Source organism: Streptomyces sp. NPDC052040, from assembly GCF_044548405.1.
In the GTDB taxonomy this organism is placed as follows: domain Bacteria; phylum Actinomycetota; class Actinomycetes; order Streptomycetales; family Streptomycetaceae; genus Streptomyces.
Genome location: NZ_JBIUBV010000008.1, coordinates 178,310 through 203,033, shown reverse-complemented (window position 1 = coordinate 203,033; position 24,724 = coordinate 178,310). Strand labels below are relative to the sequence as shown.

The 24,724-nt window shown below is 72.4% G+C and carries 22 protein-coding genes; 11 read left to right on the top strand and 11 right to left on the bottom strand.

The features are described from left to right. Window positions 1–18: 18 nt before the first annotated feature. Complete coding sequence (locus ACIHAA_RS18630) at window positions 19–1,617, bottom strand: FAD-binding oxidoreductase (protein ID WP_399818368.1); 1,599 nt, start codon at window positions 1,615–1,617, stop codon at window positions 19–21. A 71-nt stretch (window positions 1,618–1,688) separates the two neighbouring features. Here ACIHAA_RS18630 and ACIHAA_RS18625 point away from each other — a divergent pair, with 71 nt between their 5' ends. Both ACIHAA_RS18625 and ACIHAA_RS18620 read left to right on the top strand, forming a co-directional pair. Further along, complete coding sequence (locus ACIHAA_RS18625; protein ID WP_399818366.1) at window positions 1,689–2,288, top strand: TetR/AcrR family transcriptional regulator; 600 nt, start codon at window positions 1,689–1,691, stop codon at window positions 2,286–2,288. Next, entirely contained in the window at window positions 2,285–3,871 is a 1,587-nt protein-coding gene (locus ACIHAA_RS18620; RefSeq protein WP_399818363.1) for a glycerol-3-phosphate dehydrogenase/oxidase, read from the top strand. The genes ACIHAA_RS18625 and ACIHAA_RS18620 overlap by 4 nt, the downstream gene beginning before the upstream one ends. A gap of 52 nt (window positions 3,872–3,923) precedes the next feature. On the opposite strand, the gene ACIHAA_RS18615 is transcribed toward ACIHAA_RS18620, so the two are convergent. Further along, window positions 3,924–4,379 (bottom strand): ATP-binding protein, encoded by a 456-nt coding sequence (locus ACIHAA_RS18615; protein WP_399818361.1) that lies wholly within the window; start codon window positions 4,377–4,379, stop codon window positions 3,924–3,926. Window positions 4,380–4,760: 381 nt separating this feature from the next. Between ACIHAA_RS18615 and ACIHAA_RS18610 the strand changes: the two genes are divergently transcribed. Then, window positions 4,761–5,480: a hypothetical protein gene (locus tag ACIHAA_RS18610; protein WP_399818359.1), complete on the top strand. Its 720-nt coding sequence runs from the start codon at window positions 4,761–4,763 to the stop codon at window positions 5,478–5,480. Window positions 5,481–5,645: 165 nt separating this feature from the next. Here the strand turns inward: ACIHAA_RS18610 and ACIHAA_RS18605 are convergent, their stop codons facing one another. Further along, window positions 5,646–5,807 carry a hypothetical protein gene (locus ACIHAA_RS18605; RefSeq protein ID WP_399818358.1) on the bottom strand — a complete coding sequence of 54 codons (162 nt, stop codon included), beginning with the start codon at window positions 5,805–5,807 and terminating at the stop codon, window positions 5,646–5,648. Continuing rightward, the gene (locus tag ACIHAA_RS18600) at window positions 5,804–6,562 is read right to left on the bottom strand and encodes a glycosyltransferase family 2 protein (protein WP_399818356.1); all 759 of its coding nucleotides are present in this window, start codon (window positions 6,560–6,562) and stop codon (window positions 5,804–5,806) included. The genes ACIHAA_RS18605 and ACIHAA_RS18600 overlap by 4 nt, the downstream gene beginning before the upstream one ends. A 299-nt stretch (window positions 6,563–6,861) precedes the next feature. Here ACIHAA_RS18600 and ACIHAA_RS18595 point away from each other — a divergent pair, with 299 nt between their 5' ends. The 3 genes from ACIHAA_RS18595 (at window position 6,862) to ACIHAA_RS18585 (ending at window position 10,626) form a co-directional block, all read left to right on the top strand. Beyond that, on the top strand, window positions 6,862–8,052 hold the full coding sequence (locus ACIHAA_RS18595; protein ID WP_399818354.1) for a glycosyl hydrolase family 28-related protein: 1,191 nt from the start codon (window positions 6,862–6,864) through the stop codon (window positions 8,050–8,052). Window position 8,053: 1 nt separating this feature from the next. Further along, window positions 8,054–9,406, top strand: coding sequence for a cytochrome P450 (locus ACIHAA_RS18590; RefSeq protein WP_399818352.1), 1,353 nt, complete (start codon window positions 8,054–8,056; stop codon window positions 9,404–9,406). A gap of 365 nt (window positions 9,407–9,771) precedes the next feature. Then, window positions 9,772–10,626: a ribonuclease BN gene (locus ACIHAA_RS18585; RefSeq protein ID WP_399818350.1), complete on the top strand. Its 855-nt coding sequence runs from the start codon at window positions 9,772–9,774 to the stop codon at window positions 10,624–10,626. A 61-nt stretch (window positions 10,627–10,687) separates the two neighbouring features. Here ACIHAA_RS18585 and ACIHAA_RS18580 read toward each other — a convergent pair whose 3' ends face one another. Next, complete coding sequence (locus tag ACIHAA_RS18580) at window positions 10,688–11,785, bottom strand: alpha/beta hydrolase (RefSeq protein ID WP_399818348.1); 1,098 nt, start codon at window positions 11,783–11,785, stop codon at window positions 10,688–10,690. A 275-nt stretch (window positions 11,786–12,060) separates the two neighbouring features. Here ACIHAA_RS18580 and ACIHAA_RS18575 point away from each other — a divergent pair, with 275 nt between their 5' ends. Together ACIHAA_RS18575 and ACIHAA_RS18570 are read left to right on the top strand one after the other, a co-directional pair. Further along, on the top strand, window positions 12,061–12,657 hold the full coding sequence (locus tag ACIHAA_RS18575; RefSeq protein ID WP_399818346.1) for a hypothetical protein: 597 nt from the start codon (window positions 12,061–12,063) through the stop codon (window positions 12,655–12,657). Between the two features lie 140 nt (window positions 12,658–12,797). Then, window positions 12,798–13,232 carry a hypothetical protein gene (locus ACIHAA_RS18570; RefSeq protein ID WP_399818345.1) on the top strand — a complete coding sequence of 145 codons (435 nt, stop codon included), beginning with the start codon at window positions 12,798–12,800 and terminating at the stop codon, window positions 13,230–13,232. A 148-nt stretch (window positions 13,233–13,380) separates the two neighbouring features. On the opposite strand, the gene ACIHAA_RS18565 is transcribed toward ACIHAA_RS18570, so the two are convergent. Together ACIHAA_RS18565 and ACIHAA_RS18560 are read right to left on the bottom strand one after the other, a co-directional pair. Continuing rightward, entirely contained in the window at window positions 13,381–13,695 is a 315-nt protein-coding gene (locus ACIHAA_RS18565) for an ANTAR domain-containing protein (protein WP_399818343.1), read from the bottom strand. A gap of 48 nt (window positions 13,696–13,743) precedes the next feature. After that, the gene (locus ACIHAA_RS18560) at window positions 13,744–14,421 is read right to left on the bottom strand and encodes a hypothetical protein (RefSeq protein WP_399818341.1); all 678 of its coding nucleotides are present in this window, start codon (window positions 14,419–14,421) and stop codon (window positions 13,744–13,746) included. A 289-nt stretch (window positions 14,422–14,710) separates the two neighbouring features. Between ACIHAA_RS18560 and ACIHAA_RS18555 the strand changes: the two genes are divergently transcribed. The 3 genes from ACIHAA_RS18555 (at window position 14,711) to ACIHAA_RS18545 (ending at window position 18,216) form a co-directional block, all read left to right on the top strand. After that, a complete protein-coding gene (locus tag ACIHAA_RS18555; RefSeq protein WP_399818338.1) occupies window positions 14,711–15,943 on the top strand; it encodes an MFS transporter in 1,233 nt (410 codons plus the stop codon). A gap of 45 nt (window positions 15,944–15,988) precedes the next feature. Next, entirely contained in the window at window positions 15,989–16,456 is a 468-nt protein-coding gene (locus tag ACIHAA_RS18550) for a MarR family winged helix-turn-helix transcriptional regulator (RefSeq protein ID WP_399818336.1), read from the top strand. Between the two features lie 107 nt (window positions 16,457–16,563). Further along, window positions 16,564–18,216, top strand: coding sequence for an MFS transporter (locus ACIHAA_RS18545; protein ID WP_399818567.1), 1,653 nt, complete (start codon window positions 16,564–16,566; stop codon window positions 18,214–18,216). Window positions 18,217–18,276: 60 nt separating this feature from the next. Here the strand turns inward: ACIHAA_RS18545 and sbnA are convergent, their stop codons facing one another. From sbnA to ACIHAA_RS18525, 4 genes are read right to left on the bottom strand one after another with little or no spacing between them, the layout of a single operon-like run. Further along, window positions 18,277–19,305, bottom strand: a complete 1,029-nt coding sequence (gene sbnA, locus ACIHAA_RS18540; protein ID WP_399818333.1) for a 2,3-diaminopropionate biosynthesis protein SbnA — start codon at window positions 19,303–19,305, stop codon at window positions 18,277–18,279. Between the two features lie 37 nt (window positions 19,306–19,342). Further along, window positions 19,343–20,413 (bottom strand): 2,3-diaminopropionate biosynthesis protein SbnB, encoded by a 1,071-nt coding sequence (gene sbnB / locus ACIHAA_RS18535; RefSeq protein WP_399818331.1) that lies wholly within the window; start codon window positions 20,411–20,413, stop codon window positions 19,343–19,345. After that, on the bottom strand, window positions 20,410–21,414 hold the full coding sequence (locus ACIHAA_RS18530; RefSeq protein WP_399818330.1) for a TauD/TfdA family dioxygenase: 1,005 nt from the start codon (window positions 21,412–21,414) through the stop codon (window positions 20,410–20,412). The genes sbnB and ACIHAA_RS18530 overlap by 4 nt, the downstream gene beginning before the upstream one ends. A 41-nt stretch (window positions 21,415–21,455) precedes the next feature. Next, window positions 21,456–24,719, bottom strand: coding sequence for an amino acid adenylation domain-containing protein (locus tag ACIHAA_RS18525; protein ID WP_399818328.1), 3,264 nt, complete (start codon window positions 24,717–24,719; stop codon window positions 21,456–21,458). Between the last annotated feature and the right edge of the window lie 5 nt (window positions 24,720–24,724).

Below are 24,724 nucleotides of genomic sequence, written 5' to 3'. Positions count from 1 at the left end.
CGGTGGGGTGCGGCGGGGTCAGTCGGCGGGCAGCAGGACGCCGGGGTTGAGCAGTCCGGCGGGGTCCAGGCGCCGCTTGACGGCCTGGAGGGCTCCGACGCCGAGGGGTCCCGCCTCGCGGACGTACCAGTCGCGGTGGTCGGTGCCCACGCCGTGGTGGTGGCTGATGGTGCCGCCCGCCGCCAGGATCGCCTCGTTGGCCGCATGCTTGGCGGGCGCCCAGTGTGCCACGGGGTCGTCGTCGCCCTGCGCCGAGACCACGGTGAAGTACAGGGAGGCGCCGTTCTCGTAGACATGGGAGATGTGGCACATCACCAGGGGCGGTGTGCCGGCCTCGGTGAGCGTGGCGGTGAGCGCGTCGCGGACGGAGGCGTACAGCTGGGGCAGCCGGGACCAGAAGGCGGCGGTCTCCAGTGTCTCGGCGAACGCCCCGGCGTCCAGGAGCGCGTCGCGCAGATAGGGCGCCGAGTAGCGGCCGTGGGCCCAGCGCTCCCCCGGTTCCTCGCCCAGGAAGGTGCCGCCGCAGTCGCGCAGGACGGCCGCGGCCTGCTCCCGGCGGTGGGCGGTGTCCTCCTCGGTGCCCTCGTAGCCGACGATCGCCTGGCATCCGGCGGCCTGCGGCAGTCCTGAGGCGCCGATGGCGTCGGGCTGGGCCAGGCCGATGAGCGTCTCGCTCTCGTCCGACAGCCGCAGCACGGTCGGCCGCGGCCCGTCCTGGGCCAGGCGCCGCAGGGCCGCCGAGCCCTGCTCGAAGGTGTCGAAGCGCCATCCCTCGTAGACACGGGTGCGCGGGACGGGGCGGATCCGCACGGTCACCGAGGTGATGACGCCGAACGCCCCCTCGGAGCCCAGCACGAGCTGGCGCAGATCGGGGCCCGCGGCGGAGCGCGGGGCGCGGCCGGTCTCCAGGGTGCCCTGGGGGGTGGCGACGGTGAGGCCGAGCACCATCTCGTCGAAGCGGCCGTACCCGGCGGACGCCTGCCCGCTGGAGCGCGCGGCGGCGAATCCGCCGATGCTGGCCCACTCGTAGGACTGGGGGAAGTGGCCGAGGGTGAAGCCGTGGTCGTTGAGCAGCGCTTCGGCGTGCGGGGCGCGCAGGCCGGGCTGGAGCGTGGCGGTGCGGGAGACCGGGTCGAGGTCGAGGAGCGCGTTCAGCCGGCGCAGGTCCAGCGCCACGAAGGAGCGCTGCCGCTCGGGGGTGAGGCCGCCGACGACGGAGGTGCCGCCGCCGAAGGGGACGAGGGCCAGGTCGTGTTCGGCGCAGACCCGCAGAACGGCGAGGACCTCGTCGTGGTCGGCGGGGAGCGCCACGGCGGCGGGGATGTCGCTCAGGTCGCCCTCGCGGATGCGGAGCAGGTCCGGGGTGGACTTGCCGCGGGTGTGCCGGATGCGGGACTCGGCGTCGGTGCGCAGATGTTCCTCCCCGCCGACGGCGGCGGCCAGGGCCTGCCGCGCGGAGGGGCCGAGGGGCGACTCGGGTACGGCCATGCCGTCCAGGGCGACCGGCCCCGCGCCGCGGGGCTTCACCCCGAGCAGGTCGCGCAGCAGCCCGATCACCGTCTCGGGCAGCGGCGTCGCCGAGGCCGGGTCGCCCCAGCCGCTCCACAGCATGTCCATGGTGCCTGTCCTTACCGGTCGTTGAATGTGCCGTCTCCTGCTCCGCCGCAGGGCGCGTTACACTGTGACACATGACGCCTATTCGTCACAACGCTTCGGACAGCGATCCGGTGCTCGACGCGGTCCGCGACTGCGTGCTGGCCGTCGGCGTCCGGCGCACCACCCTGACCGACGTGGCCCGCCGCGCGGGGGTCTCCCGGATGACGCTCTACCGCCGCTGGCCCGATGTGCGGTCACTGGTCGGCGATCTGATGACCCGGGAGTGGATCGAGGCGGCCACCGCCGCGATGCCCGAGCCGGGCGGGGGCATGGACGCCCGCACCCTGATCGTGGAGGGGCTGGTGCGGGGCGTGGACACCTTCCGCACCCATCCGCTCTTCTGCAAGATCATCGACGTCGATCCCGAACTCCTGCTCCCCTATGTACTCGACCGGCGCGGCGCGAGTCAGGACGCCCTCCTCGAACTGCTCGCCGACGTCCTGGTAGCGGGCCACGCGGACGGGTCGGTCCGCCCCGGCCACCCCCAACGGCAGGCCAGATCCCTGCTCCTGGTCGCCCAGTCCTTCACCCTGTCGCTGCGCACCATGACCGAGGAGGACGACGCCGACCTGGGCACCGAGGCCTTCTACGGAGAACTGCGGACCATCCTCGAGAGGACCCTCACACCATGAGCTCCAGCAGCAGCCCGGCCCCCTCGGGGCGGACCGCTCCGGGCACCTCCCTGACCGCCGCCCGCCGTCTCCGCGAACTGGACGAGACCGTCGGCGGGCCGCCCGTGGACGTCCTGGTCGTCGGTCTCGGCGCGACCGGCGCGGGTGCCGCCCTGGACGCGGCGGCCCGCGGGCTGACGGTCGCGGCGATCGACGCCCACGACCTGGCCTTCGGCACCTCCCGCTGGAGTTCCAAGCTGATCCACGGCGGGCTGCGCTATCTCGCCTCCGCGCAGTTCGACGTCGCCCATGAGAGCGCGCGCGAACGCGGCATCCTGATGGAGCGCACCGCCCCGCACCTGGTGCACGCACAGCCCTTCGTGCTGCCGCTCACCCCGCTGGTCTCCCGCGGCCAGGCCGCCCTGGCCTGGGCCGGTTTCCGGGCCGGTGACTCACTGCGCCTGGCCGCCCGCACGGCCCGGGCGACGCTGCCCGCGCCGCGCAGGCTCTCCGCGGCGGAGACGCACCATCTGGCTCCCGTCCTGCGCGGTGCGGGACTGCGCGGGGGGCTGCTCTCCTGGGACGGGCGGGTGACCGACGACGCCCGTCTGGTCACCGCGGTCGCCCGCACGGCCGCCGCCCACGGCGCGCGGATCCTGACCCGGGTACGGGCGCTGGAGCTCACCGGGTCCGGGGCCCGGGTCCGCGACGAACTCACCGGCCGCGAGGGCGAGATCCGCGCCCGCGCGGTGATCAACGCCTCCGGTGTCTGGGCGGGCGGCCTGGTGGACGGGGTGCGGATACGCCCCTCGCGCGGCACCCATCTGGTGCTGCGCTCGGACCGCCTCGGTTTCCTGCCCGCCGGGCTGCACATCCCGATCCCCGGCGAGACCAACCGCTTCGTCCTCGTACTGCCGCAGGGCGACGGCCGGGTCTATGTCGGACTCACCGACGAGCCGGTGGACGAGGTGCCGGAGGTGCCCTCCGTGCCCGAGACCGACATCGGCTTCCTGCTCGACGTCCTCGGCTCCGCGCTGGACGTCCCGGTCCACCGCGACGACGTGGTGGGCGCGTTCGCCGGGCTGCGTCCCCTGCTCGACACCACGTCGGAGGGGGGCAGCGGGGCGACGGCCGACATCTCCCGCAAGCACGCCGTCCTCACCTCCGGCGAGGGTGTGGTGACCGTGGTCGGCGGCAAGCTCACCACCTACCGGCGCATGGCCGAGGACGCCGTGGACGCCGTGGTCGCGGCCCACCGCCTGACGGCCGGGCCCTCCCCCACCGCCGCCCTGCCGCTGGTCGGCGCGGCACCGTCCGCCGAGCTGGGCGCCCTGCGCGCACCCCGCCGCCTGGTCAACCGCTACGGCACCGAGGCCCCGGCCGTGCACGCGCTGGCTGCGAGCGACCCCCGGCTGGCCGAACCGGTGCTCGAAGGGCACCCGGTCACCCGCGCCGAACTGCTGTGGGCCGTACGCAATGAGGGTGCCCTGGACGCGGCGGACCTGCTGGACCGCCGCACCCGGATCGGACTGGTCCCCGAGGACCGCGCCTCCGCGCTGGACACCGCGCGGGACGTGCTCGGCGAGGTCCCGGGCGCCCGCTGACGGGCGCCGCGCACCGCTCCCCGCCGTCGGCGGGGGGCGGTGCGGGCAGGTGTCAGGCGGCGGTGGTCAGGTCCGCCCAGTGCAGGGCGCGGCAGTGCCCGAGCCGGTCGCCGTGGGCCGTGGCGATCTCGTCGATGATGCACAGGCCCCGGCCGTGCTCGCCCGGACCGCAGCTCGCCGCCCAGGCGGCCTCCTGGCGGGCGGGGCCGCCGTCGGTGACCTCGACCCGTACCCGCCGCGGCCCGACCCGCAGATGCAGCACGATCGGCGCCCGGGCGTGCTCCACGGCATTGGTGACCAGTTCCGACACCAGCAGCACCACCCGGTCGACGGTGGGCTGGTCCACCCGCCGGTGCTCCAGGAAGGCCCGGGCACGGCGGCGGGCCCGCCCCACGGCCTCGGGACGGCGGGACAGCAGCCAGGTGCGGCGGTGGAGCGGCCGGCCCGCCCGGCGCGCATACCGGCCCGCCCCGGCCCGGTGCTCACGGACGCTGTACGGGGTACCCACGGCACCTCACCTCCCAATGGGCAAAACGCCTCCCTGCCGAACCGCTATTCCCCCCGCGGCCCCGCGTGCCCGCACTCCCCCGCGGCCCCCATGGGCACGGCACCGGGGTGCCCGTCGGGCACGGCATCGCGGTGCCCGTCGCCGCATGGCGTAGTGCCTACCCGGACGGGCTAGCCGGGTCTCCCGGCGTCACAGCTCCCGGTCGGGCGGCTGTGACCACGAGGAAACCCCCTCGGCCGCACCCGGGACGGACGAGGCCGCCGCGCGCTCCGGCGCGGGTTCGCACACGCTGATCCCGGGGGCCGGCCCATGCGGACATCCGCTCCACAGGCGGGTCCGCCCCTCCTGCCGTCCCACGACCCACACAAGGGAGCAAGCGCAATGGCAGTGACGACGGACGCGCTCATTCCGGTGCTACAGGACGCCCGGAAGACCCATGCCGCCCTGATCCACATGGTGCGGGCGGATTTGGCTGTCACTCCCGCCCATCCGCAGCGCCACACACTGGAACACCTTCTTGCCGACGTACGGGGGTACCTCGACCGCATCGACGACCATGTCCGCCTTCTGCGGCCCCGTCGGCTGCTGGACGACACGACCGCCGTCCTGAGGACCCTGGCGTCGGTCGCGGTCCGCGCCGCGCGCATCCCGTTGGAGGCCGGAGCGATGATCGCGGACGGCGTGCTGCTCGGCGGCCGACCGGCCACCGACCGCCAGATGCTGCGGGTCACGGAGTGCGAGTACGCCGCCGCCGCACAGTCGCTGGCCGCCTGCCGGGCCGGTGAGAGCATCGCCGCGCTCGCCGACGACGAGACGGCCATGGACCTGCTGGGAGAGCTGCGCCACCGGGACGAGGAACTGCTGCGGACGCTGGAGAACCGTATCGAGCAGCTTGCGCTGACCCTCGCCGAGTCGACGGCGGGCGGCGGCCGGTCGACCCGCACCTACGGCCCCTCCGCCCCGGCTCCCGCGCATCTGACCGGACTTCAGAGCCACCAGCCCTGGTCCGGCCACCGCACGGCCGCGGACGGCCGGATCGGCTCCGGTGTGCACGGGACGGGACTGCGGGCGGCCGCACCGGCGGCGGGCAGCGGCCAGTAGCGGCCGGCGCGGGGCCGGTCGGCCCGACGGCCGCCCCGCCATGGACACGGGCAGACGGCCGCCCCGCCATGCACACCGGCAGGGGACGGAGCCGTCCCGGGCGGCGGGGCGCGGGACGGTCCGCCGAACCGCGCGTACGACGCGGCCGTCCGGGCCCGGCAGGCGCTACTCCATCCTGCGGAGAAGCAGGCGGCACACGGCCGCCACGGCGGCTGCGAGGGTGAGGGTCATGACGACCCACCACAGGCGGTAGGCCGTGGTGAGCAGGAGCGGACTGGTCACGGTGCCCGCGGACGCGGCGAGTTGGGTCGGCTTGCCGTGCATCATCGGTCGTCTCTCCTCACCGGTTCCAGGGCGCCGCGCTGCCAGCGCAGGCGCTGCCGCACGAAGTCCCCCCAGGTGGGCATGATCTCGGTGACGACGCGGCACTGGCGCGGGGAGAGGGTGGCCCAGCCGAGGTGCCGTACGGCGAGGGTGATCTCGTTGTCCTCGGCCAGCGCGCCGGTGTCGTAGACACAGCCCGTCCGGCCCGGCAGCCGGGTGCCGCGGGCCGCTGCGACCGCGCGCAGCACCCGCACCCGGAAGACGGTCGCGGTGCCCGTGAGGACGGTGGCGCGGGCGCCTCGGCGCCCGACCTCGCGGGCGTAACGCGCGTACTCGTTGCGCTGGAGCGCGCCGAGCAGTCCCGCTCCGTCCTGGCCGTAGAACACGCCCCCGATCGCGCCCACTTCGGGCCGCGTCCCCAGCCGGCGCAGCGCGACCGCCGTGAACTCCGGGCAGATCCTGGAGTCGGCGTCCGTGATCAGTACCAGGTCGGTGTCGTCCAGTCCGCTCAGCAGCTCCGGGAGAACGTCGTTGAGTACTCCGGCCTTCAGATGGTCGGAGGCGGGTGTCTCGACGACCTGGCAGCCGTTCTCGCGTGCGATGTCCGCCGTACGGTCGGTACACCGGTCGGCAATTACGACAATCCGACTTACGGGATTCCGCTGCGCCTTGATGGAGCAAATCGCCAACGGAAGGTACGCCTCCTCGTTATGGGCCGGAATGACGGCGACCAGAACCGGGGCGGTGGGCGGCGACAATGCCCAGGTGGAAAGGGGGTTGGACGGCGTGTTCCGAATGGGCGTCTGGACGCAGTATTTCCACTCGATTTCCCCTGGCTGTCCGACCGTGGAAACCCCACGGGATTCTCGGTCAAGGGCCTTTACGGCCGCTCGGCGGCGCCGTTAACATAACCGAGGGAACCCAGGCGTTTTCACACTGTAAAGCGCTGTTCGGACCCGTGTCCCTCCATCCGGTCGCACGCACCTACCGATTCACCTTCCTCTCGCCCCGAATCCGGAGCGCACCCCTCCGCGGGAGAGCATGGAATGGAGTCATCGTGGCCAGTAGCTACTGGACCAATGTCCTGGACTACGGTGCGACCGGAAACGGGAGCACCGACGACACCACCGCCGTCCAGAGCGCCCTCAACGCCGTCCCGCCCACCGGCGGGACGGTGGTCTTCCCGGCCGGCACCTACAAGATCTCGTCCCCCCTGGTCGCCCGGTCGTCCACGGTGCTGGCGGGCGTCAGCGACGGAGCCTCCGTCATCTCCCAGTCCAGCTCCGCCCATCACGCCCTCACCGGCACCGACATCACCCGGCTGACCATCGAGGACCTCACCTTCCAGGGCCCCGGCAGCGGCACGGGGAAGGGCATCGTGCTGTCCCGGGTCGCCAACCCCGCCACCGTCTCCCTGGCGTTCTCCCGGGTGACCGTGAAGTTCTTCGGGGACACCGGGATCGACCTGTCCAATCCGATCGTCTCCACCTTCACCGGAGTGACCTCCGCCAACAACGGCAACCACGGGTGGAACATCCACGGCGTCCCCGGCCACGCCGCGGGCACCAGCTGCTCCTTCCTGTCCTGCTATGCGGACACCGTCACCAACGCGGGTTTCCGCATCGACACCATGGCCTACTGCTCCTTCGTGGGCTGCGCGGCCGACCACTGCGGCATCGGATACGAGGTCACCGGCACCGGCAGCCAGGGCATCGCCTTCTCCGGCTGCGGCGCGGAGTCCGCGGTCGACCGCGGGACCGGCTACGACGGCTACGGCTACACCAACATCACCAACGACACCGCGGGCGGCTCGGTGGCCACCGGCTTCGTCTACGGCGCCGGGTCCGCGCTCTACGAGGGGACCGTGTCCGGCGGGACCGTCCCCACCCAGGACCAGCACCTCACCCGCAAGGACTACGTCGACGCCAAGCTGGACCCCGCTCCGGTGGCGCTCACCGACGCCCCGGCCATCGCCACGGACGCCGCGCTCGGCAGTCACTTCCGGGTCACCCTCGGCGGCAACCGGACCCTCGGCACCCCCGCCCACCCCACCGACGGACAGCGCGCCGTGTGGGAACTCGTCCAGGACGCCACGGGGAACCGCACCCTCACCCTCGGCCCCGGCCTGGGCTCCACCATCTCCTCGGTGACCCTTTCCACCGGGGCCAACAGGAGGGACTTCCTCACCGCGGTCCACAACGCGGAAAAGAACAAGTGGTATGTCGTCGACTTCGTCAAAGGCTACTGAGGTGTTACGCAAAGCAGATCTGATCCCCGCCGCCCCCGTCGCACCGCGCGGCTGCCCGGTCCTCGGGCATCTGCCGCAGCTCGCGGCGAGCCGCTCCCGGTTCTTCGACTCCCTGCGCCCCCAGGGCGAGGTCGTCCGGATCCTCCTCGGCAACCGGCCGGCCTTCGTCCTCAACTCGCCGGGGGCCGTCCACGAGAGCCTCACCGAGAGAAGCAGGGACCTGGGCAAGGGGCTCCTCTTCCAGACGGCGCGCCCCTTCATGGGCAATGGCATCGCCCTCTCCGAGGGCGCCTTCCACCGGCGCCAGCGCCGCATCCTCCAGCCGGGCTTCCACCGCGCCCGGATCGCCGCCTACGCTCCCACCATGGCCGCGCTGGCCGAGGAGACCGCCGCGGGCTGGTGTCCGGGATCCGTCGTCATACTCGACGAGGAGATGCGCCGCCTGGCGTCCAGGGTCATCATCCACACCCTGTTCTCGTCGTCGTACGAGATCCCCCGGGACCTCGCGGAGATGGGCGAGAAGGTCCCCGCCTATCTGCACGCCCTGACCAAGGGGATGTTTCTGCACACGGTGCTGCCCGCCCGGGTGGCCGCCCTGCCCACCCGGGGCCGGAAACGCTTCTTCACCGCCGCCGCCACCCTGCGCTCGCTGGCCGAACGCGCCGTCCACCACGCCAGGCTCCACGCGGGCGACGGCGATCTGCTGTCCCTCATGCTGGGCGGCACGGACGGCGCCGCCCCGCTCATGAGCGACGAACAGGCCCGCGACGAACTGCTCACCCTGCTGATCGCGGGCGCCGAGACCACCGCCACCACCCTGTCCTGGGCACTGCACGTCCTCAGCACCGACCCCGGGTCCCAGGAGCGGATCGGCGCGGAGGCCCGGGCCGCGGGTCTCGCCGACCACCTCGGCGCCCCGACCCCGTACACGGACCGCTTCCTGACCGAGGTGCTGCGGCTGTACCAGCCGAACTGGCTGATGATGCGGCGCACCGCACGGCCGACCTCGATCCGGTCGGTCGCCCTCCCCGAGGGCGCCGAGCTGATCCTCAGCGCGGCCGCGCTTCACCGCGACCCGGTGTCCTTCCCGGACCCCCTGCGCTTCGACCCCGACCGCTGGCTGTCCCGCAGAGAGCGCGACCTGCCGCGCGGTGCCTACGTCCCCTTCGGCGCCGGTAACCGCAAGTGCATCGGGGACACCTTCGCCTGGCACGAGATGCGGATCATCCTGGGAGCGGTCATGACCCGCTGGCGGCTCCATCCGCTCCCCCGGCACCGGGTCCGCGCCGTGGAGCATGTGCAGATCAGGCCCAACGCGCTGCCCCTGCGGGTCACTCCGCGGGACCGCCCCTGAGGACCGGCACCCGCCCCCTGGCAGCGCCCGACCCGGGCATGCAGAAGACCCCGCCCCCGGAGGTACCGGGGACGGGGTCGTGCGGAGCGCCGGGCAGGCCTTGCACCTGCATCTCCCCGCAGGAAGCGGGGCGTCTTTCCTTGGACCACCAACGCGTGCGGCGCGGACCGGAGTTCGGTGCCGTACGCAAGATCGATTCTAGCGCACCCGAACGGCCCCCTCGCACCACCCCGTCCTCGCTCCCGCCTTCCGGCCGTCCGGGCGTGCCGCCGAACGGCCGGAGACCCGGCGCTTCCCCGCACTGTCGGGGTGATCAGCGGTAACAGCGGGTTTCGACGGCGGGCGCCGCGGGGAACGGGGCACCCATGACGGGTTCCGCAGGCCCGCCCCCGCACGAGCGGCCCCAGCACCGCGCACGGCATGCCCGCTGGCACATCCGCTGGCACCACTCGCCCGCAGGAGGGCTCTGGCAGCACGGCCGCGAAATGGAACTGATGCACCGCTCGATGGGCTTCGCCGCCCTGGCCCTGGTCACCCTGGCGCCGCTGCTGATCGTCGTCGCCGCCGCGGCACCCTTCCAGCAGCGCGGTTTCGCCTCCTGGGTGACCGACGGCATGAGCCTCACGGGACGGCCCGCCGGTGCCGTCGACCACCTGTTCGCCGCACCCCGCAAGGTGCTCAGCACCACCAGCGCCTTCAGTGTCCTCGCCCTGGCGCTGTTCGGGCTCACCTTCGCCTCCAGCGTCCAGACGGGCTACGAGAGGGTGTGGGATCTGCCCGCGGGCCGCTGGCACACGGTGTGGCGCCGGGCCGTCTGGCTGGCGGCCCTGACGGCCTATCTGTTCGCCGAGGTGCAGAGCGGCGCGCTGCTGCGGGGCGGGATGGTGCAGTCCTCCGTCCGCATCACCCTCACCGTCGTCTTCGGTCTGCTGTTCTTCTGGTGGGGCCAGCACTTCCTGCTGGGCAGCCGGGTGTCCTGGCGAGCCCTGCTGCCGGGCGCGACGGCCACCATGCTGGGCCTGGTGGGCCTGCGCTGGTTCTCCTACCAGGTCTTCTCCCCGCTCATCGTGAACAACGCCGTCTCCTACGGCACGGTGGGCACCGTCCTCATCGTGCAGTCCTGGCTCATCGGGGTCGGCTTCGTCGTCTTCGGGGGCCCACTGCTGGGCCGCCATGTACACGAGGCCCACTCCGGACGACAGCCGACGGTCCCCGAGTGAGGGCACCGCCCGGCCTCCCCGCGGCGGTCGGGCGGTGGCCGTTGCGGGGAGGCCGACGCGGTCAGCCGCCGTACAGGGCCTTGTGCAGGGCGGCGTTGGCCTGGGCCACCGCGGACTTGGCGGCCTGGCTGTCGGCGAGCCCGTTGAGCATGACGAAGTCATGGATCATGTGCGCGTAGTGGACCTGGGTGACCGGGACGCCCGCCGCGCTCAGCTTGACGGCGTAGTCGCGGCCCTCGCTGGACAGCACATCGCTGTCCGTGATCACCAGTGCCTTGGGCAGGCCCCTGAGCTGGCCCATGGTGGCGCGCAGGGGGGACGCGGTGGGCCTGCCGCGGACCGAGGTGTCGGGCGCGTACTGGTTCCAGAACCACTTCATGCCCGCCGCGGTCAGCCAGCACCCGGTGGCGAAGCGCCGGTAGGACGGGGTGCTGAAGTCGTCGTTGGTGACGGGGTAGAACAGCACCTGCTGGGCCAGCTTGGGGCCGCCGCGCTGCTTGGCCATCAGGGTGACGGCGGCGGTCATGTTGCCGCCCACGCTGTCCCCGGCCACGGCCAGCCGGGAGCCGTCCACCTTGATCTCGTCGCCGTGCCGGGCGACCCACTGGGTGGCCGCGTAGGCCTGCTCGTTGGCGGTCGGGAACCTGGCCTCGGGCGAGGGCGTGTAGTTGACGAAGACGACCGCGGCCTTGGCGCCGTTGGCTATCTGCCGGACGAGCCGGTCATGGGTGGAGGCGTCGCCGAGGACCCAGCCGCCGCCGTGGAAGTACATCACCGCAGGCAGCTTGCCGGTCATGCCGTGCGGTCGCACGATGCGGATCGACACCGAACCGGTCGGGCCGCCGGGGATGGTGCGCTCGGTGATGTCGGCCGGGAGCTTGGCGACGGGGTAGGCCGCCTGGAGGTCCAGGAGCGACTTGCGCGCCGCCGCGGGCGTCAGATCCTGGATCGGCGTCCCGCCTGCCTTGGCGAGCTTGTCGAGGAACGCCTGGGCGGTCGGCTCCAGCTTCTGCCGGGGGTCCCCGCAGGTCTCCTTGGCGGCGGCACCGGCCGGGGTGGCCAGGGCCGGGACGGCGACGGCGAGGGCCGCGGTGGTGGCCAGGGCCGTCAGGGCGGACAGAGGCCTGCGCAGGCGGCGGGAGCGTCGGATGGCGCTCATGGACGTCCTCCTTCCGAGGGGGTCTTCCGCAGCGAGCCTCAAGCGCCCACCACCACCGGGCCCGCCGGACCGGTCCAAAGGGGTGGCACCACACACCCGCACGAGTGAACACCCCCACACAACCGTTTACGGCGCCCTCCGCCGCAGGGTCGTTCATGTACTGGAGGGAGCGATTTTTGTCACGATCCGATTACTTCAGGTGAACCTCGGCACCTTCACAGGATATTCACCATTCAAACACGTGCACCACACAGTGCCCATTCCCAGGGGGGACCATGAGCCAGCAGCAATACCCGCAGCCCCAGCAACCCGACTGGGGCAACCCCCAGCAGCAGGGGTACGGCACCCCTCCGCCCCCGCCCCAGCCTCCGAAGAAGTCGAAGGCCGGGAAGATCGTCGGCTTCGGCTGTCTCGGAGTCGTCGCCCTGTTCGTCCTCATCGCCGTCGTCGCGGCAGCCGCCGGAGGCGGCAAATCCAGTGACACAAGCGGTTCCAAGGCCGCTGCCTCCAGCACGCCGAAAGACGCGAAGCCCGCTGCGGAGGACAAGGGCAACACCAAGCCCAAGACCGGGAACAAGCAGAAGAAGACCGCCGTCTTCAAGATCTGGGGCACCGCCCCGGGCGGGGTCGACATCACCTACGGCAGCGACAGCGACAGCCGTCAGGGCCACTTCGCGAACGGGACCTTCGAGGCGACGCTGCCGGTCAAGAAGGACGCCATGTACTTCGACGTCATGGGCCAGCTCAGCGGCGGTGGCGACATCAACTGCTCCGTCACCATCGACGGCAGGACGAAGAAGGGACACGCGTCCGGCGGCTACAACATCTGCGACGCACAGCTGAGTTCCGGCCTCCTCGGCGGCTGGGACTGACATCGCCTGCGGGCCCCGTCTGCCGTGAGTCGGGGCCCGCCCGTTCCGACATCCCAGGGGGGATCATGACCGAGCTTCCGCCACAGCCCGCAACCCCACCACCCTTCACCGCGCCTCCGGACTCACTCGCACCGAGGCCGGTGAACACACGGCTCAGCCCGCTCGCCGCCGGACTCCTGGGGCTCGCCGTCGGCGCCGGCATCGTCGGCGGGGCTTGGGCCATCACGGCCGCCAACGGGCCCGTGGACCCGGGCATTTTCACACTGAAGGGCACCTTCGACCTCACCGACAGTGTCGTCCCCGACGGCACCGGAGGCTGCGGGGGGACAAGCGGCTACGACGACATCAGCGACGGCACCTCCGTGACGGTGTACAGCGCTGCCGGAAGCGTCATCGCCACCGGTGCGCTGAGCAATTCCCGCTACGACGAAGGCGGCGACTGCTCCTTCGACGTCAACGTCCCGGACGTCCCCAAGGGTGAGAAGTTCTACAAAGTAGAGGTATCCCACCGCGGCACGCTGCAACTCACCGCCGCGGAAGCCGAGAACGGACGGTTCGGCGGCAGCCTCGGTTAGTCGGACGGCACCGCGCCCCGACTCCGGGGCGCGGAAGGGGTGTCATGTCCGTTCGTGCCGTACGGCGTCAACGGCCCTGGCAGTGCGGCGGCAACGGCTCCGCGCTGCCAGGGCCGTGGAGGCGTCCCTGCCGACGGCCGTCCGGGCCTCAGGGCCCGCTGTGGGAGTCGATTCTGTTGCGGTCCAGGGCGCGGCGGAATTCTTCCAGTTCGGGCTGGGGGAGGTCGCCGCCCTGGGCGTACTTGAGGATGTGTTCGGCGACGAGCCGCATCTTGGTGTTGGTGTGCTGGGAGACGTCCTTCAGCACTTCCCAGGCCTCTTCCTGGGGAATCCGGCCGAGGGCGACCACCGCGCCGATCGCCTGGTCGACCAGGGCGTGCGAGTCCACGGCACGTTTGAGTTGCCGGTTCTCCGTCCGCAGCCGCTCGCACTCGTCCGCGAGGCCGGTGGCACCTGCTGTCACAGTTCCACCTTCCCCCAGGAGGACTCCGCGCACGAGTCAGGCGCTCCGTCAGCGGGCTCCCGGGCCCGGCACGGCGGACGGGGGCACGGTGTCGCGGCCGACGGCGACCGTGGCGGTGACCCGCACGGCGCAGGGCCCCCGAGGGGTGGAACCGAACCCGAACCGCACCGGCGGCTCGACCGGGGCGAGGGCGCCCAGGTCCTCGCCCCCGTAGCGGACCGCGGCGGCCGTGATCGGGAGCAGGTCCCTCGCCCCGTACCACTCGTAGCGCCCGCCGCCCGCACTGCCGCAGGTGCGGGCGCCCAGCAGCAGCCAGGCCGGGAGTGCCACCCATGCGGCCCAGAAGGGCCGGGCGGCGAGCGGCCCGGGCACGGCACGGAGGAGGTGCCCGACAAGGCCACGGCGGCCCAGGGCGAAACGCATGCGCAGCGAGTCGGCGGTGACCGTCCAGTCCCGGCCGGTGGCCACCGCGCCGACCGGCACCACACGTACCTCGTCGAAGGAGTAGGTACCGGCGATGAAGTGGGCCGTCCGCGCGGAGGGGGCCAGCAGCAGGCGGTGCCCGTCGCGCCGCTCCAGCATCACATCGCTGAAGGCACCGAACGGCGAACGCAGCCAGTGGCCCACCACCACCCGGGTGCCGGACGCGGTGCCGATCCCGGCGATCCAGCCGTCGAAGCGCAGCCGGGTGGCCGCCCGCTCGCCTCCCGCCGTCGCGTTGTCCACGGCAGCACCTTCCTCGCCCGGGGGACGCCCACGGAACGCATGGACCGGACCTGCGACCGGACCTGTGGACCCATCGACGCCTATCGGTATCTGCGGAAGCCGATGGTCGTTGTGGCACTCCTGAGCAGGTGGTTCGTCGGCTTCACGGGAGGCGGGTAACCCCGACGGGGTCGGGCAAACGGCGCGAGGCGGACGCCTTCCGCCCCCCTCACCCGGGTCACGCCCGGCCTCTCGCCGTGCCCGTCCCGTACGCACTAGGGTGCTCGTTTCGCCGGTACCGAGGGGGATCATGAAGAGCACCGCGGGCATGCAGCCACCACGTCTTGCGCCCCTTCGCATCCAGGCCTTCCGGCGCTACGGGCTCGCGAACCTCGTGTCGGCCACCGGGTCGGCGATGGCGCCCCTCGCCCTGGCCTACTCCGTCATCGGGCAGGGGGCCGGAGCAGGGTCCCTCGGGCTGGTGCTGGCCCTCAACGCGGTGCCGACGATCCTCTTCCTCCTCGCGGGCGGGGTCCTCGCGGACCGCTTGTCGCGCAGCCGGATGCTCTTTCTCGGTAATCTCCTCGCGGCCGCCGCCCAGGGTGTCCTGGCCGCGACGGTGGGCACCGGCCTGGCGACCACGGCGTCCATCGCGCTCTGCGGACTGGTCTCGGGAATCGCAGTGGCCTTCATCCAGCCCGCGGCGCAGGGCGCGGTCGGCCAGCTGGTCCCTCCGGTCCACCTCCAGCAGGCGAACGCGCTGCTCCGGCTGCCGGGCAACGCGGTCCGGGTGGCGGGCCCGGTGGCCGGCGGCCTTGTGGTGGCTGCGTACGGTCCCGCCTGGGCCCTCGCCTGGGACGCCCTCACCTTCGCCGCCGCGGCCCTGCTGCTCCTCGGTCTGCGGCTGGACGCGCCCCCGGCCGTCGGCGGCGCGCTGAGCGCGTTGCGCGAGGGCTGGGCCGGTTTCCGGTCGCGCACCTGGCTGTGGACGTACACGGCCGCCGGAACGGTGCTGGTCGCCGCCTGGCTCGCCGGGTTCCAGCTCCTCGGTCCGCTGGTCGCCGCACGGTTCTACGGCGGGGCCCGGGGCTGGGGGCTCGTTCAGGCGTCCTTCGCCGGGGGGCTGCTGGCCGGGACCCTGGTGTGCCTGCGCTGGAGGCCGCGGCGGCTGCTGGCCGTGGCGGTCGCGGGAGGCGCCGCGCTCGTCCTGCCTCTGACGGCCCTGGGAACGGGCCTGCCGCTGCCCGTGGTGCTGCTGTCCGCCGTGCTCGCGGGGGTCGGGCTCGACATCACGATCGTCGCCTGGACCACGGCCTTCCAGCAGCATGTACCGGCGGCCGAGCAGGGCCGGATGAGCGCCTTCAACGGCGTCGGGGAACGGCTCGCCATCCCGCTCGGCTATCTCCTCACCGCCCTCGCGGCCCGGGTCTGGGACACCAGGACGGTGCTGCTGGGCTGCGCCGCGCTCATCGCCGCCGCGGTCGCGCTGAATCTGTGCGTCCCCGATGTGTATCGCGTGAACCGGCGGCCCGGCCATTACTAACACTTGATTGAACAGTCCACACTGATAAACCTATCGTTAGTACTTGTGAAGGTAGACAACGACACCGGTCCCGATCGCGCCGCCGTCGCGGTGGACTCCGGCACCATCGCCTCCGAGCTGCGGCTGGCCGTCGGCCGGATCACCCGGCGGCTGCGCCAGGCGCACGCCGTCGGCGATGTGACGCTCTCCGGAGTGTCGGTGCTCGCCCGGCTCGCCGCCGACGGCCCCGGCTCCCCCGGGTCACTCGCCGAGCTGGAGCGCGTACGGCCGCAGGCGATGGCCAGCACCCTCGCCGGACTGGAGCAGCGCGGGCTGGTCCGCCGTACCCCCGATGCCGCCGACGGGCGGCGGGCCGTCGTGGCGATCACCGAGGAGGGACGGGCCATGCTGGCGGAACGCCGCTCCGAGTCGGTCCACCGGCTCTCGGCCGTACTGGAGGAGTTCACGGCCGGGGAGCGGGAGACGCTCGCCTCGGCCCTGCCGCTCCTCGACCGGCTGGCGGCGCGGCTGTGAGCGCCCTCGGTGCCCTGCGCTCCGCGCGCGGACAGGGTCTGCCCCCGGGCCCCGGCTACAAATGGGTCGCCCTGTCCAACACCACGCTCGGTGTGCTGATCGCCACGATGGACGCCTCCATCGTGATCATCTCGCTGCCCGCGATCTTCCGCGGGATCGGGCTCGACCCGCTCGCGCCCGGCAACATCGGCTATCTGCTGTGGATGATCCTCGGCTATCTGCTGGTGTCGGCCGTCCTCGTCGTCGTCCTCGGCAGGCTCGGCGACATGTTCGGCCGGGTCAGGATCTACAACCTCGGCTTCCTCATCTTCGCCGGGGCGTCCATCGCCCTGTCCCTGGACCCGTTCCGGGCGGGCGCGGGAGCCCTGTGGCTGATCCTGTGGCGCATCGTGCAGGCGTTCGGCGGATCGATGCTGACCGCCAACTCGGCGGCCATCCTCACCGACGCCTTCCCCGCCCGGCAGCGCGGTATGGCCCTCGGCATCAACCAGATCACCGCGCTCGCCGGGCAGTTCCTCGGCCTCCTGGCGGGCGGGCTGCTCGCCGCCGTCGACTGGCGGGCGGTGTTCTGGGTGAGCGTGCCGGTGAGTGTCACCGGGACCGTCTGGTCGTATCTGAGCCTGCGGGAGACCTCGGTGGGCCGCCGCGGCCGCATCGACTGGCTGGGCAACATCACCTTCGCGGCGGGCGCGGGCATCCTGCTCGCCGGCATCACCTACGGCATCCAGCCCTACGGTTCCAGCGCCACCGGCTGGGGCAACCCCTGGGTACTCGGCGGGCTGACCGGCGGCTGCGCCCTGCTGCTGTTCTTCTGCTGGGTGGAGACACGTGTCGCCGAGCCGATGTTCCATCTCGCCCTGTTCAAGGTGCGGGCGTTCGCCGCGGGCAATCTGGCGGCCCTGCTGACCTCGATCGCGCGCGGCGGGCTCCAGTTCATGCTGATCATCTGGCTCCAGGGCATCTGGCTTCCCCTGCACGGCTACAAGTTCGAGGACACCCCGCTGTGGGCCGGTGTCTTCATGCTGCCGCTGACGCTGGGCTTCCTGATCGCCGGGCCCGTCTCGGGCTATCTCTCGGACCGCTTCGGTGCCCGGATGTTCTCCACCGCGGGACTGCTGCTCGTGGCGGCCTCCTTCCTCGGACTGCTCGCCCTGCCCATCGACTTCGACTACGGGCTGTTCGCGGCGCTGCTGCTGCTCAACGGGCTGGGCCAGGGCATGTTCTCCGCACCCAACACCTCGTCGATCATGGGCAGTGTGCCGCCGGAATACCGGGGCGTGGCCTCGGGCATGCGCTCGACCTTCCAGAACTCGGGCACCGCCCTGTCCATCGGGGTGTTCTTCTCGCTGATGGTCTCCGGACTGGCGTCGTCGCTGCCCGCCGCCCTCCGGTCCGGGCTCACCGCGCACGGTGTCCCGGCGGCCGCGGCCGGGCAGGCGGCGTCACTGCCGCCGGTCAGCACGCTGTTCGCCACGTTCCTGGGCAACAACCCCATCCAGCATCTGCTCGCCTCCGGCGGGACGCTGGACGGTCTCCCGGCGGCCCAGCGTGCCGTCCTGACCGGCCATGAGTTCTTCCCGCGCCTGGTGGCCGGGCCGTTCCACCACGGGCTGGCCATCGTGTTCTCGGTCGCCGCGGGCATGGCCCTGGTCTCCGCCGTCGCCTCGGCACTGCGCGGCAGGCACACCCCGGCCGCGCCGGACCCGGCGCCCCAGGACACGTCGTCCGCCGTACGCCTCGGGAAGACCCCGTCCGCCTGACCTCCCGCTCGGTGCCGACGGCGGCCGCCCGGAAGGCGGCCGCCGTCGGCACCGAGGGGTCTACGCTTCCGGGCGCCGCCGCGACGCGCGCGTTCTGGGCTCGCCGCCCCGGGGATCCTTCACCGGCTCGTCGGGGTCGAGGAGGATCCGGTCGCCGTAGAGCGCCTCCAGCCAATTGCTCTGGTAGATGGTGTCGAGGTAGCGCTCGCCGAGGTCCGGGGCGATGCCCACCGCCGTCAGGCCCCGGGTGTCGTGGTGGCTCAGCCAGTCCATGGCCCCGCTGACCACCGTGCCGGTGGAGCCGCCGAAGAGGAATCCACGGCGGGCCAGCCGGTGGCAGGCGCGGATGGTGTCCGCCTCCTCCACCCGGATCACCTCGTCCACCAGGGACTCGTCCAGCAGCGGCGGGCGCATGCTCATGCCCAGGCCGGGGATCATCCGGCGGCCCGGCTTGCCGCCGAAGGCCACCGAGCCGACGCTGTCCACGGCGACGATCCGCACGGGCCGGTGCCACTCGCGGAAATAGCGCGCGCAGCCCATCAGGGTGCCGGTGGTGCCCGCCCCGATGAACAGCACGTCCAGCTTCGGGAACTCCTCGGCGATCTGCGGTGCCGTGGTGCGGAAGTGCGCCCGCCAGTTGCCCGGGTTGGTGTACTGGCCGAGCCACACATACCGGTCGTCGGAGGCGCACAGCTCGCGTACGTAGTCGATCCGCGCACCGAGGAAGCCGCCGTTGGCGTCGAGGTCCGCGACGATGTGCACCTGGCTGCCCAGCGCCTCCATCAGGAGCCGGGTCGAGAGGTTGCAGCGGGAGTCCGTGACGCACAGGAACCGGTATCCCTTGCTGGCGGCGATCATGCTCAGCGCCACGCCCAGGTTCCCGGACGAGGACTCCACGAGGATCGACTCCGGCTTGAGGACCCCCTCCCGTTCGGCGGTCTCCACCATCTCGATGGCGGCCTTCAGCTTGATCGAGCCCGCGAAGTTGAAGCCCTCGCACTTCAGGTAGAGAGAACGCCCGAAGATCGGCTCGAGGTCGACGTACAGCTGGCTTTCGTTGAAGGCGTGAGGAGCGGTAATGACGGGCACGATGGCCTCCTGGTGCCAGGGCTGACAGAAGGCGTGGTCAGCCGTAGCGGCGCAGTTCGTGGAAGAAATCGTCTATGAGATGGAGGTGTCCGGCCCGGGCGGCTTCGTCGTAGACGTACTTGCCGACGGCGAGATCGAGGACGCCGAGGCCGAACGGAGAGAAGATCACCGTCCGGTCGGCCGGCGGGGCGACCCGTCCGGTCATGACGTCGTCGAGGGTTCCGTCCAGGAAGTCGCGGTTGCCGGTGGCCTGCTCCACGAGGTGAGGGGATGTGTCGGCTTTCAGGCAGTGCTCGACGTCGTCGACGTAGTTCGCCGCGGTGAGCAGGACCTGGGGGGCGAGGTCGCGCAGGGAGACGTGCAGGACCAGCGGATGGTGGCCGAACCACGCGGGGTCGGTGACATGGGGCGCGGCGGCGACGGTGGCGAAGACCACCAGGTCGCTGGAGCGGATCAGGTCCTCGGCGCTCTCGTGCACGGTGACCCGCCCGGGGTGCGGGGACTCCCGCAGATAGCCGGAGAATCCGGCCGCGCTGTCGGCGGACAGGTCGTGCACGCCGATCGTGTCGAACTCCCAGCCGGTTCCGGCGAGGAAGGAGTGGATGTAGCGGGCGATCAGACCGGCGCCGAAGAATCCGACCCGGGTGGGGCGGGTCCGGGTGCGGCTGAGCCAGTCCGCCGCCAGCGCGGCGGACGCCGCGGTTCTGGTGGCGCTGATGATGGAGCTCTCCAGGCAGGCCAGCGGGTAGCCGGTCGCGGGGTCGTTGAGGATCAGGACCGCGGAGGCCCGCGGCAGACCGGCGGACACATTGCCCGGGAAGCTGGAGATCCATTTCAGGCCGTCGACCCGTACGGATCCACCGATGGAGGCCGGAAGGGCGATGATCCGGTCCGCCGGGCGGTCCGGGAAGCGCAGGAAGTACGAGGCCGGGTTGACCGAGTCCCCGGCGCCGTGCACCCGGTAGGTGGTCTCGATCAGGTCCACGATCTCTCTCTCGCGCCCGGCGAGGGCCTGCTGCACCTGTCCGCCGGAGATCACCGCGAAGGTCGGGGCGGGGGCCCGGGGCGGCACGGCGGGCTGGGTCGCGGGGGACCGCATGGTCGTCATCGCGGGCTCACCTCCGGGTGGGTGCCGTCGGCCGAGGGGCGCTGCGGTTCGGCCATGCCGACGAGCACCCGGCGCTCCCCTGTGAAGGGCTCGCGGCTGTGTGCGGTGCGGATGTTGTCGACGAGCAGCAGATCGCCGGGCTGCCAGGGCTCGCGCCGGGTGTGCCGCTCATAGGTGCTGTTGATCAGCTGGACCACGTCCTCGCCGATGGGAGTGCCGTCGCCGTAGCGGGTGTTGAACGGCAGTCCCTCCGCGCCGTACTCGTCGACCAGGTACTCCCGCACGTCCGGGGTCAGCGTCCATTCGTTGAGGAAGGCGATCTGGTTGAACCAGCAGGGGCGGCCGGTGACCGGGTGGTCCACCACGGCCCTGCGGCGCTGGCGTGTCCGCAGCGAACCGTCGGGCCCCCAGGCGAAGTCGATGGCGTGGTCGCGGCAGTAGCGCTCGACGGCGGCCCGGTCACCGGTGCCGAAGGACTCCTCCAGGGAGGCCCCGATCTCGTCGTTGTAGCTGCGGGTGAGCAGCCAGCCCTCGCGGGCGAAGCGTTCGGTGAGTGCGGCGGGCAGGGCGCGGAGCATCTCCTCCGCGTCGGCCACGGCGGTCGCGCCGCCCTGGGCGGGCGCGTTCAGGCAGGCGAACAGCATCAGTCCGGGGACGTCCAGCGCATAGCTCAGTTCATGGTGCATGCACATCGGCTGGTTGTCGGGCCAGGCCGTGGAGGTGTAGAGGCCCTGGCCGAGGCGCTGCCGGGGGGCGAAGGCCTCCCGTTCCGTCATCAGGTCGCCGGCGAGGGCGGCGAAGACGGCGCCGACCTGGTCCGTCTCCCGCAGTCCGAGGCCGCGGACCAGGAGCGCCCCGTGCTCGGTGACCTGGGCCCGCAGCGCGTCGCGGTGCTCGGCCGCCCAGCCGGACGGATCGCCGGGTGCATCGATGTGCAGGACCGGGGGTCTGTCCGGCAGAAGCTCCGCCTCGAGCAGTGATGCCGGGGAAGAGGACGACATCTCGGTTTCCTTTCGCTTGCGCCTCGGGAGACTCGGGAGGCTCAGGAAGAGGGCAGCAGCTCGGCTGCGCCCAGGACGGCCCGTGCTGCCTCGGCGGGTCGGGTGCGCGGGAAGTAGTGGCCCCCGTCGGGGAGTTCGTGCAGGTCGACGTGGTCGGCCAGAAGCTGCCAGTCGCGGTGGTGCTCGGCGGCGCCGGGCGTGTACGGATCGTCGGCCGCGACGACCACGGTGACCGGGACGGGCAGCTTCGCCGTCGGCGGGTTCTCCAGGGCGTCGAGGAAGTAGCGGTGTGCGGACAGGCAGTCGTGGCGGTAGGCGGCGCCGATGTGCTCGGCGTGCTGAGGGCTGAGTTCGCCCAGTTCGGTGTAGCCGCTGTCGGCGGTCAGCATGGCGGCGATGCCGGAGTTGGTCCGTCCGGTCAGCTCGGCGGCGGCCGAGCGGCGTTCGTCGGCCGTGCCGGGCAGTTGGGCGCCGAGGAACACCCGCAGGACCTCGGTTCCGGCCTCCCGCAGCCTCCTCGCCGTTTCCAGTGCCGGGGCGGCACCCGAGGAGTGTCCCCAGAGCATGACCCGGGTGAGGCCGCGTGCGGTGATCTCGGCGACCACCCGCTCCACCACCCGTGCCAGGGGCGCGAAGGGTTCGTCCTGGGCGGCCAGGTCGTGACCGGGCAGGTCGACGGCGTAGACCGCGGTCCCGCTGCCCGCCAGGGCCGCGGCCATCGGCTGGAAGTTGACCGCGTTGCCGCCCGCGTAGGGGAAGCAGACCAGGGCCCGGTCCGCCGTGCCCTCGGGCACGGACAGCGGCTGGAGCAGTTCGGGGCGCCGCCGCTCCGCGCCGTCCAGCAGGGCGGCGAGATCGGCGAGCACCGGATGGCGGGTGATGTCCTTGAGGGACACCGTCCGGCCGAGCGCGATGGTGAGTTTCACCGCCGTGAGGGAGGTGCCGCCGGAGTCGAAGAAGTGGTCCTGCCGCCCGATGTGGTCCTGGGGGACGCCCAGCAGTTCGGCCCAGGCGGCGGCGAGCCTGCGCTCGGCGGAGGTGCGCGGCGCCTGGAAGTTCTTCCCGGCGGGGCCGTCCTCCACCGCCGAGGCGGTCCGCTGGGCCAGCAGGGTGAGGGACTTGCGGTCGATCTTGCCGTTGGCGGTGAGCGGCAGGCTCTGCTGCCAGTGGAAGGCCGAGGGGACCATATAGGCGGGCAGCACGGCGTTCAGGGTCTGGCGCAGGGCGTCCGCGGGCTGGCAGCGGCCTGTGTAGAAGGCGATCAGATGGGCGCTGCGGCCCGCCAGCTCGGCGACGACGACCGCGCCGTCCCGTACGCCGGGCACCTGGAGCAGGTTGTTCTCGATCTCGCCGATCTCGATGCGGAAGCCGCGGATCTTGACCTGGTTGTCGCGGCGCCCGAGGAACTCCAGCTTTCCGCCGGGGTGCCAGCGCCCCCAGTCGCCTCCCAGGTAGAGCCGCTCCCCCGGCCGGTACGGATCGTCCCGGTAGGCCTCGCGGGTGCGTTCGGGGTCGTTGACATAGCCCCGGCCCACGCACACTCCGGAGAAGGCGATCAGGCCGGGGGCGCCCAGCGGCACCAGGGACAGCTGCTCGTCGACGACGTAGACCCGTACGTTGTTGACGGCGCGGCCGAGCAGGATCCGTTCCGGTGTCCGGTCCATGATCTCGTGGTTGGTGTCGTCGGAGGTCTCGGTCAGGCCGTAGGCGTTGAGCAGCCGGATCTCCGGCTGGATGGCGAACCAGCGCTGGACCAGCTCCCGCTTGAGTGCCTCGCCGGTGACGGACACACAGGTCAGGTCCGGCAGCTGCCGGGGGTGCTGCTCCAGGTAGGAGACCACCACCTCCAGATAGGAGGGCACGACCTGGACCACGGCGGCCCGGCCGCGCACCAGGGTGTCGACGAACTGCTCGACGTCCACGATCACGTCCTGCGGCACCAGCAGGGTCCGCCCGCCGACCAGCAGCGCGGAGAGCAGCTGCCACAGCGAGATGTCGAAACACTGCGGGGCGGTCTGCGCGACCACGCGGCCCTCGTCGATGCCGAGGTCGTCGATCTTGGCGAAGAGGTGGTTGAACAGGCCCGCGTGCTCGCACATGGCGCCCTTGGGCTCACCGGTGGAGCCGGAGGTGAAGTAGATGTAGGCGAGTTGGCCGGGGGTGACCTCGATGCCGGGGTCGGTGTCGGCGTGGTCCTCGGCGTACGCCGCGTCGACCGGCAGCCGCTCGATGTCGGGCAGCATGGCCAGTGCCTTGTCGAGGGTGTGGGTGCTGCCCTCCTCGGTCAGGACGAGTCGGCACCCGGCGCGCGCCAGGGTGGCCTCGATCCGGCCGGCCGGGAAGCGCGGCTCGATGGGCAGATAGACGCCCCCGGCCTTGAACACCGCCAGCACCGCGGCCAGCCAGTCGAGGTTGCGTTCGGTGACCACGCCGACGATCTGCTCGCGTTGCAGGCCCCGGGCCAGCAGGGCCCGTGCCAGCCGGTTGGCGCGGGCGTTGAGTTCGCCGTACGTCCAGGTGCGGTCGCCGTGCAGGGCGGCCACCGAGTCCGGGTGGGCGTGTGCCCGCTGCTCGAACAGCTGGTGCGCCCGCAGGCCGGGCAGGGGCCGGGCGGGTCCGGCCAGTTGCTGGAGCTGCTGGTGCGCCTCCGCCGCGGACAGCAGGCTCTGCCGTGCGTGCTCGGCGTCGGGGTCGGCGGTCAGCAGTCTGAGTGCGGTGAGGTGGTAGTCGCCGATCCGGGCCGCGGCCGCGGTGTCCAGGGCCTCGGTGCGGTGGCGCAGCCGGAGCAGTGTCCGCTCGCCCCGGTCGTCCCAGTCCACGGCCAGCACGGTGGTGTCGGCGAGTGCGTCACCTTTTCCCTCGGGGTCGAGGACGACCTCGTACGAGGGCCCCGCCACGTCGAGTTCCCGGCGGAGTTCCGCGACGGGGAAGCCGCGGTGCGCATGGAGTTCCTCCGTCTCGCGGTGGACGTCGCCCACCAGCTCGCGCCAGGTGCGCGGGGACACGGTCAGGCGGCAGGGCAGGGGGCCGGCGTCCGTCCCGGCCGCGCAGCCCGTGACCACGTCCTCCTCGCCCGACAGCGCGGCCAGCACCTTGGCGTGGGCGGCCAGCAGCACCGCGGCGAGCGGCACCCCAAGCCGGTCCGCCAGCGCGCGCACCGCCCGGTCCGTGTCGGCGGGCACCACCGTCTCGTGCACGGCGACACCGACGACCGGCTCGGGGGCCCACCGGGGAATGGCGGTGCTGCCACCGGCGGTCAGCACCCGGCTCCAGTACTCCCGGTCCGCGTTCAGCTGCGCTTCCATCGGGG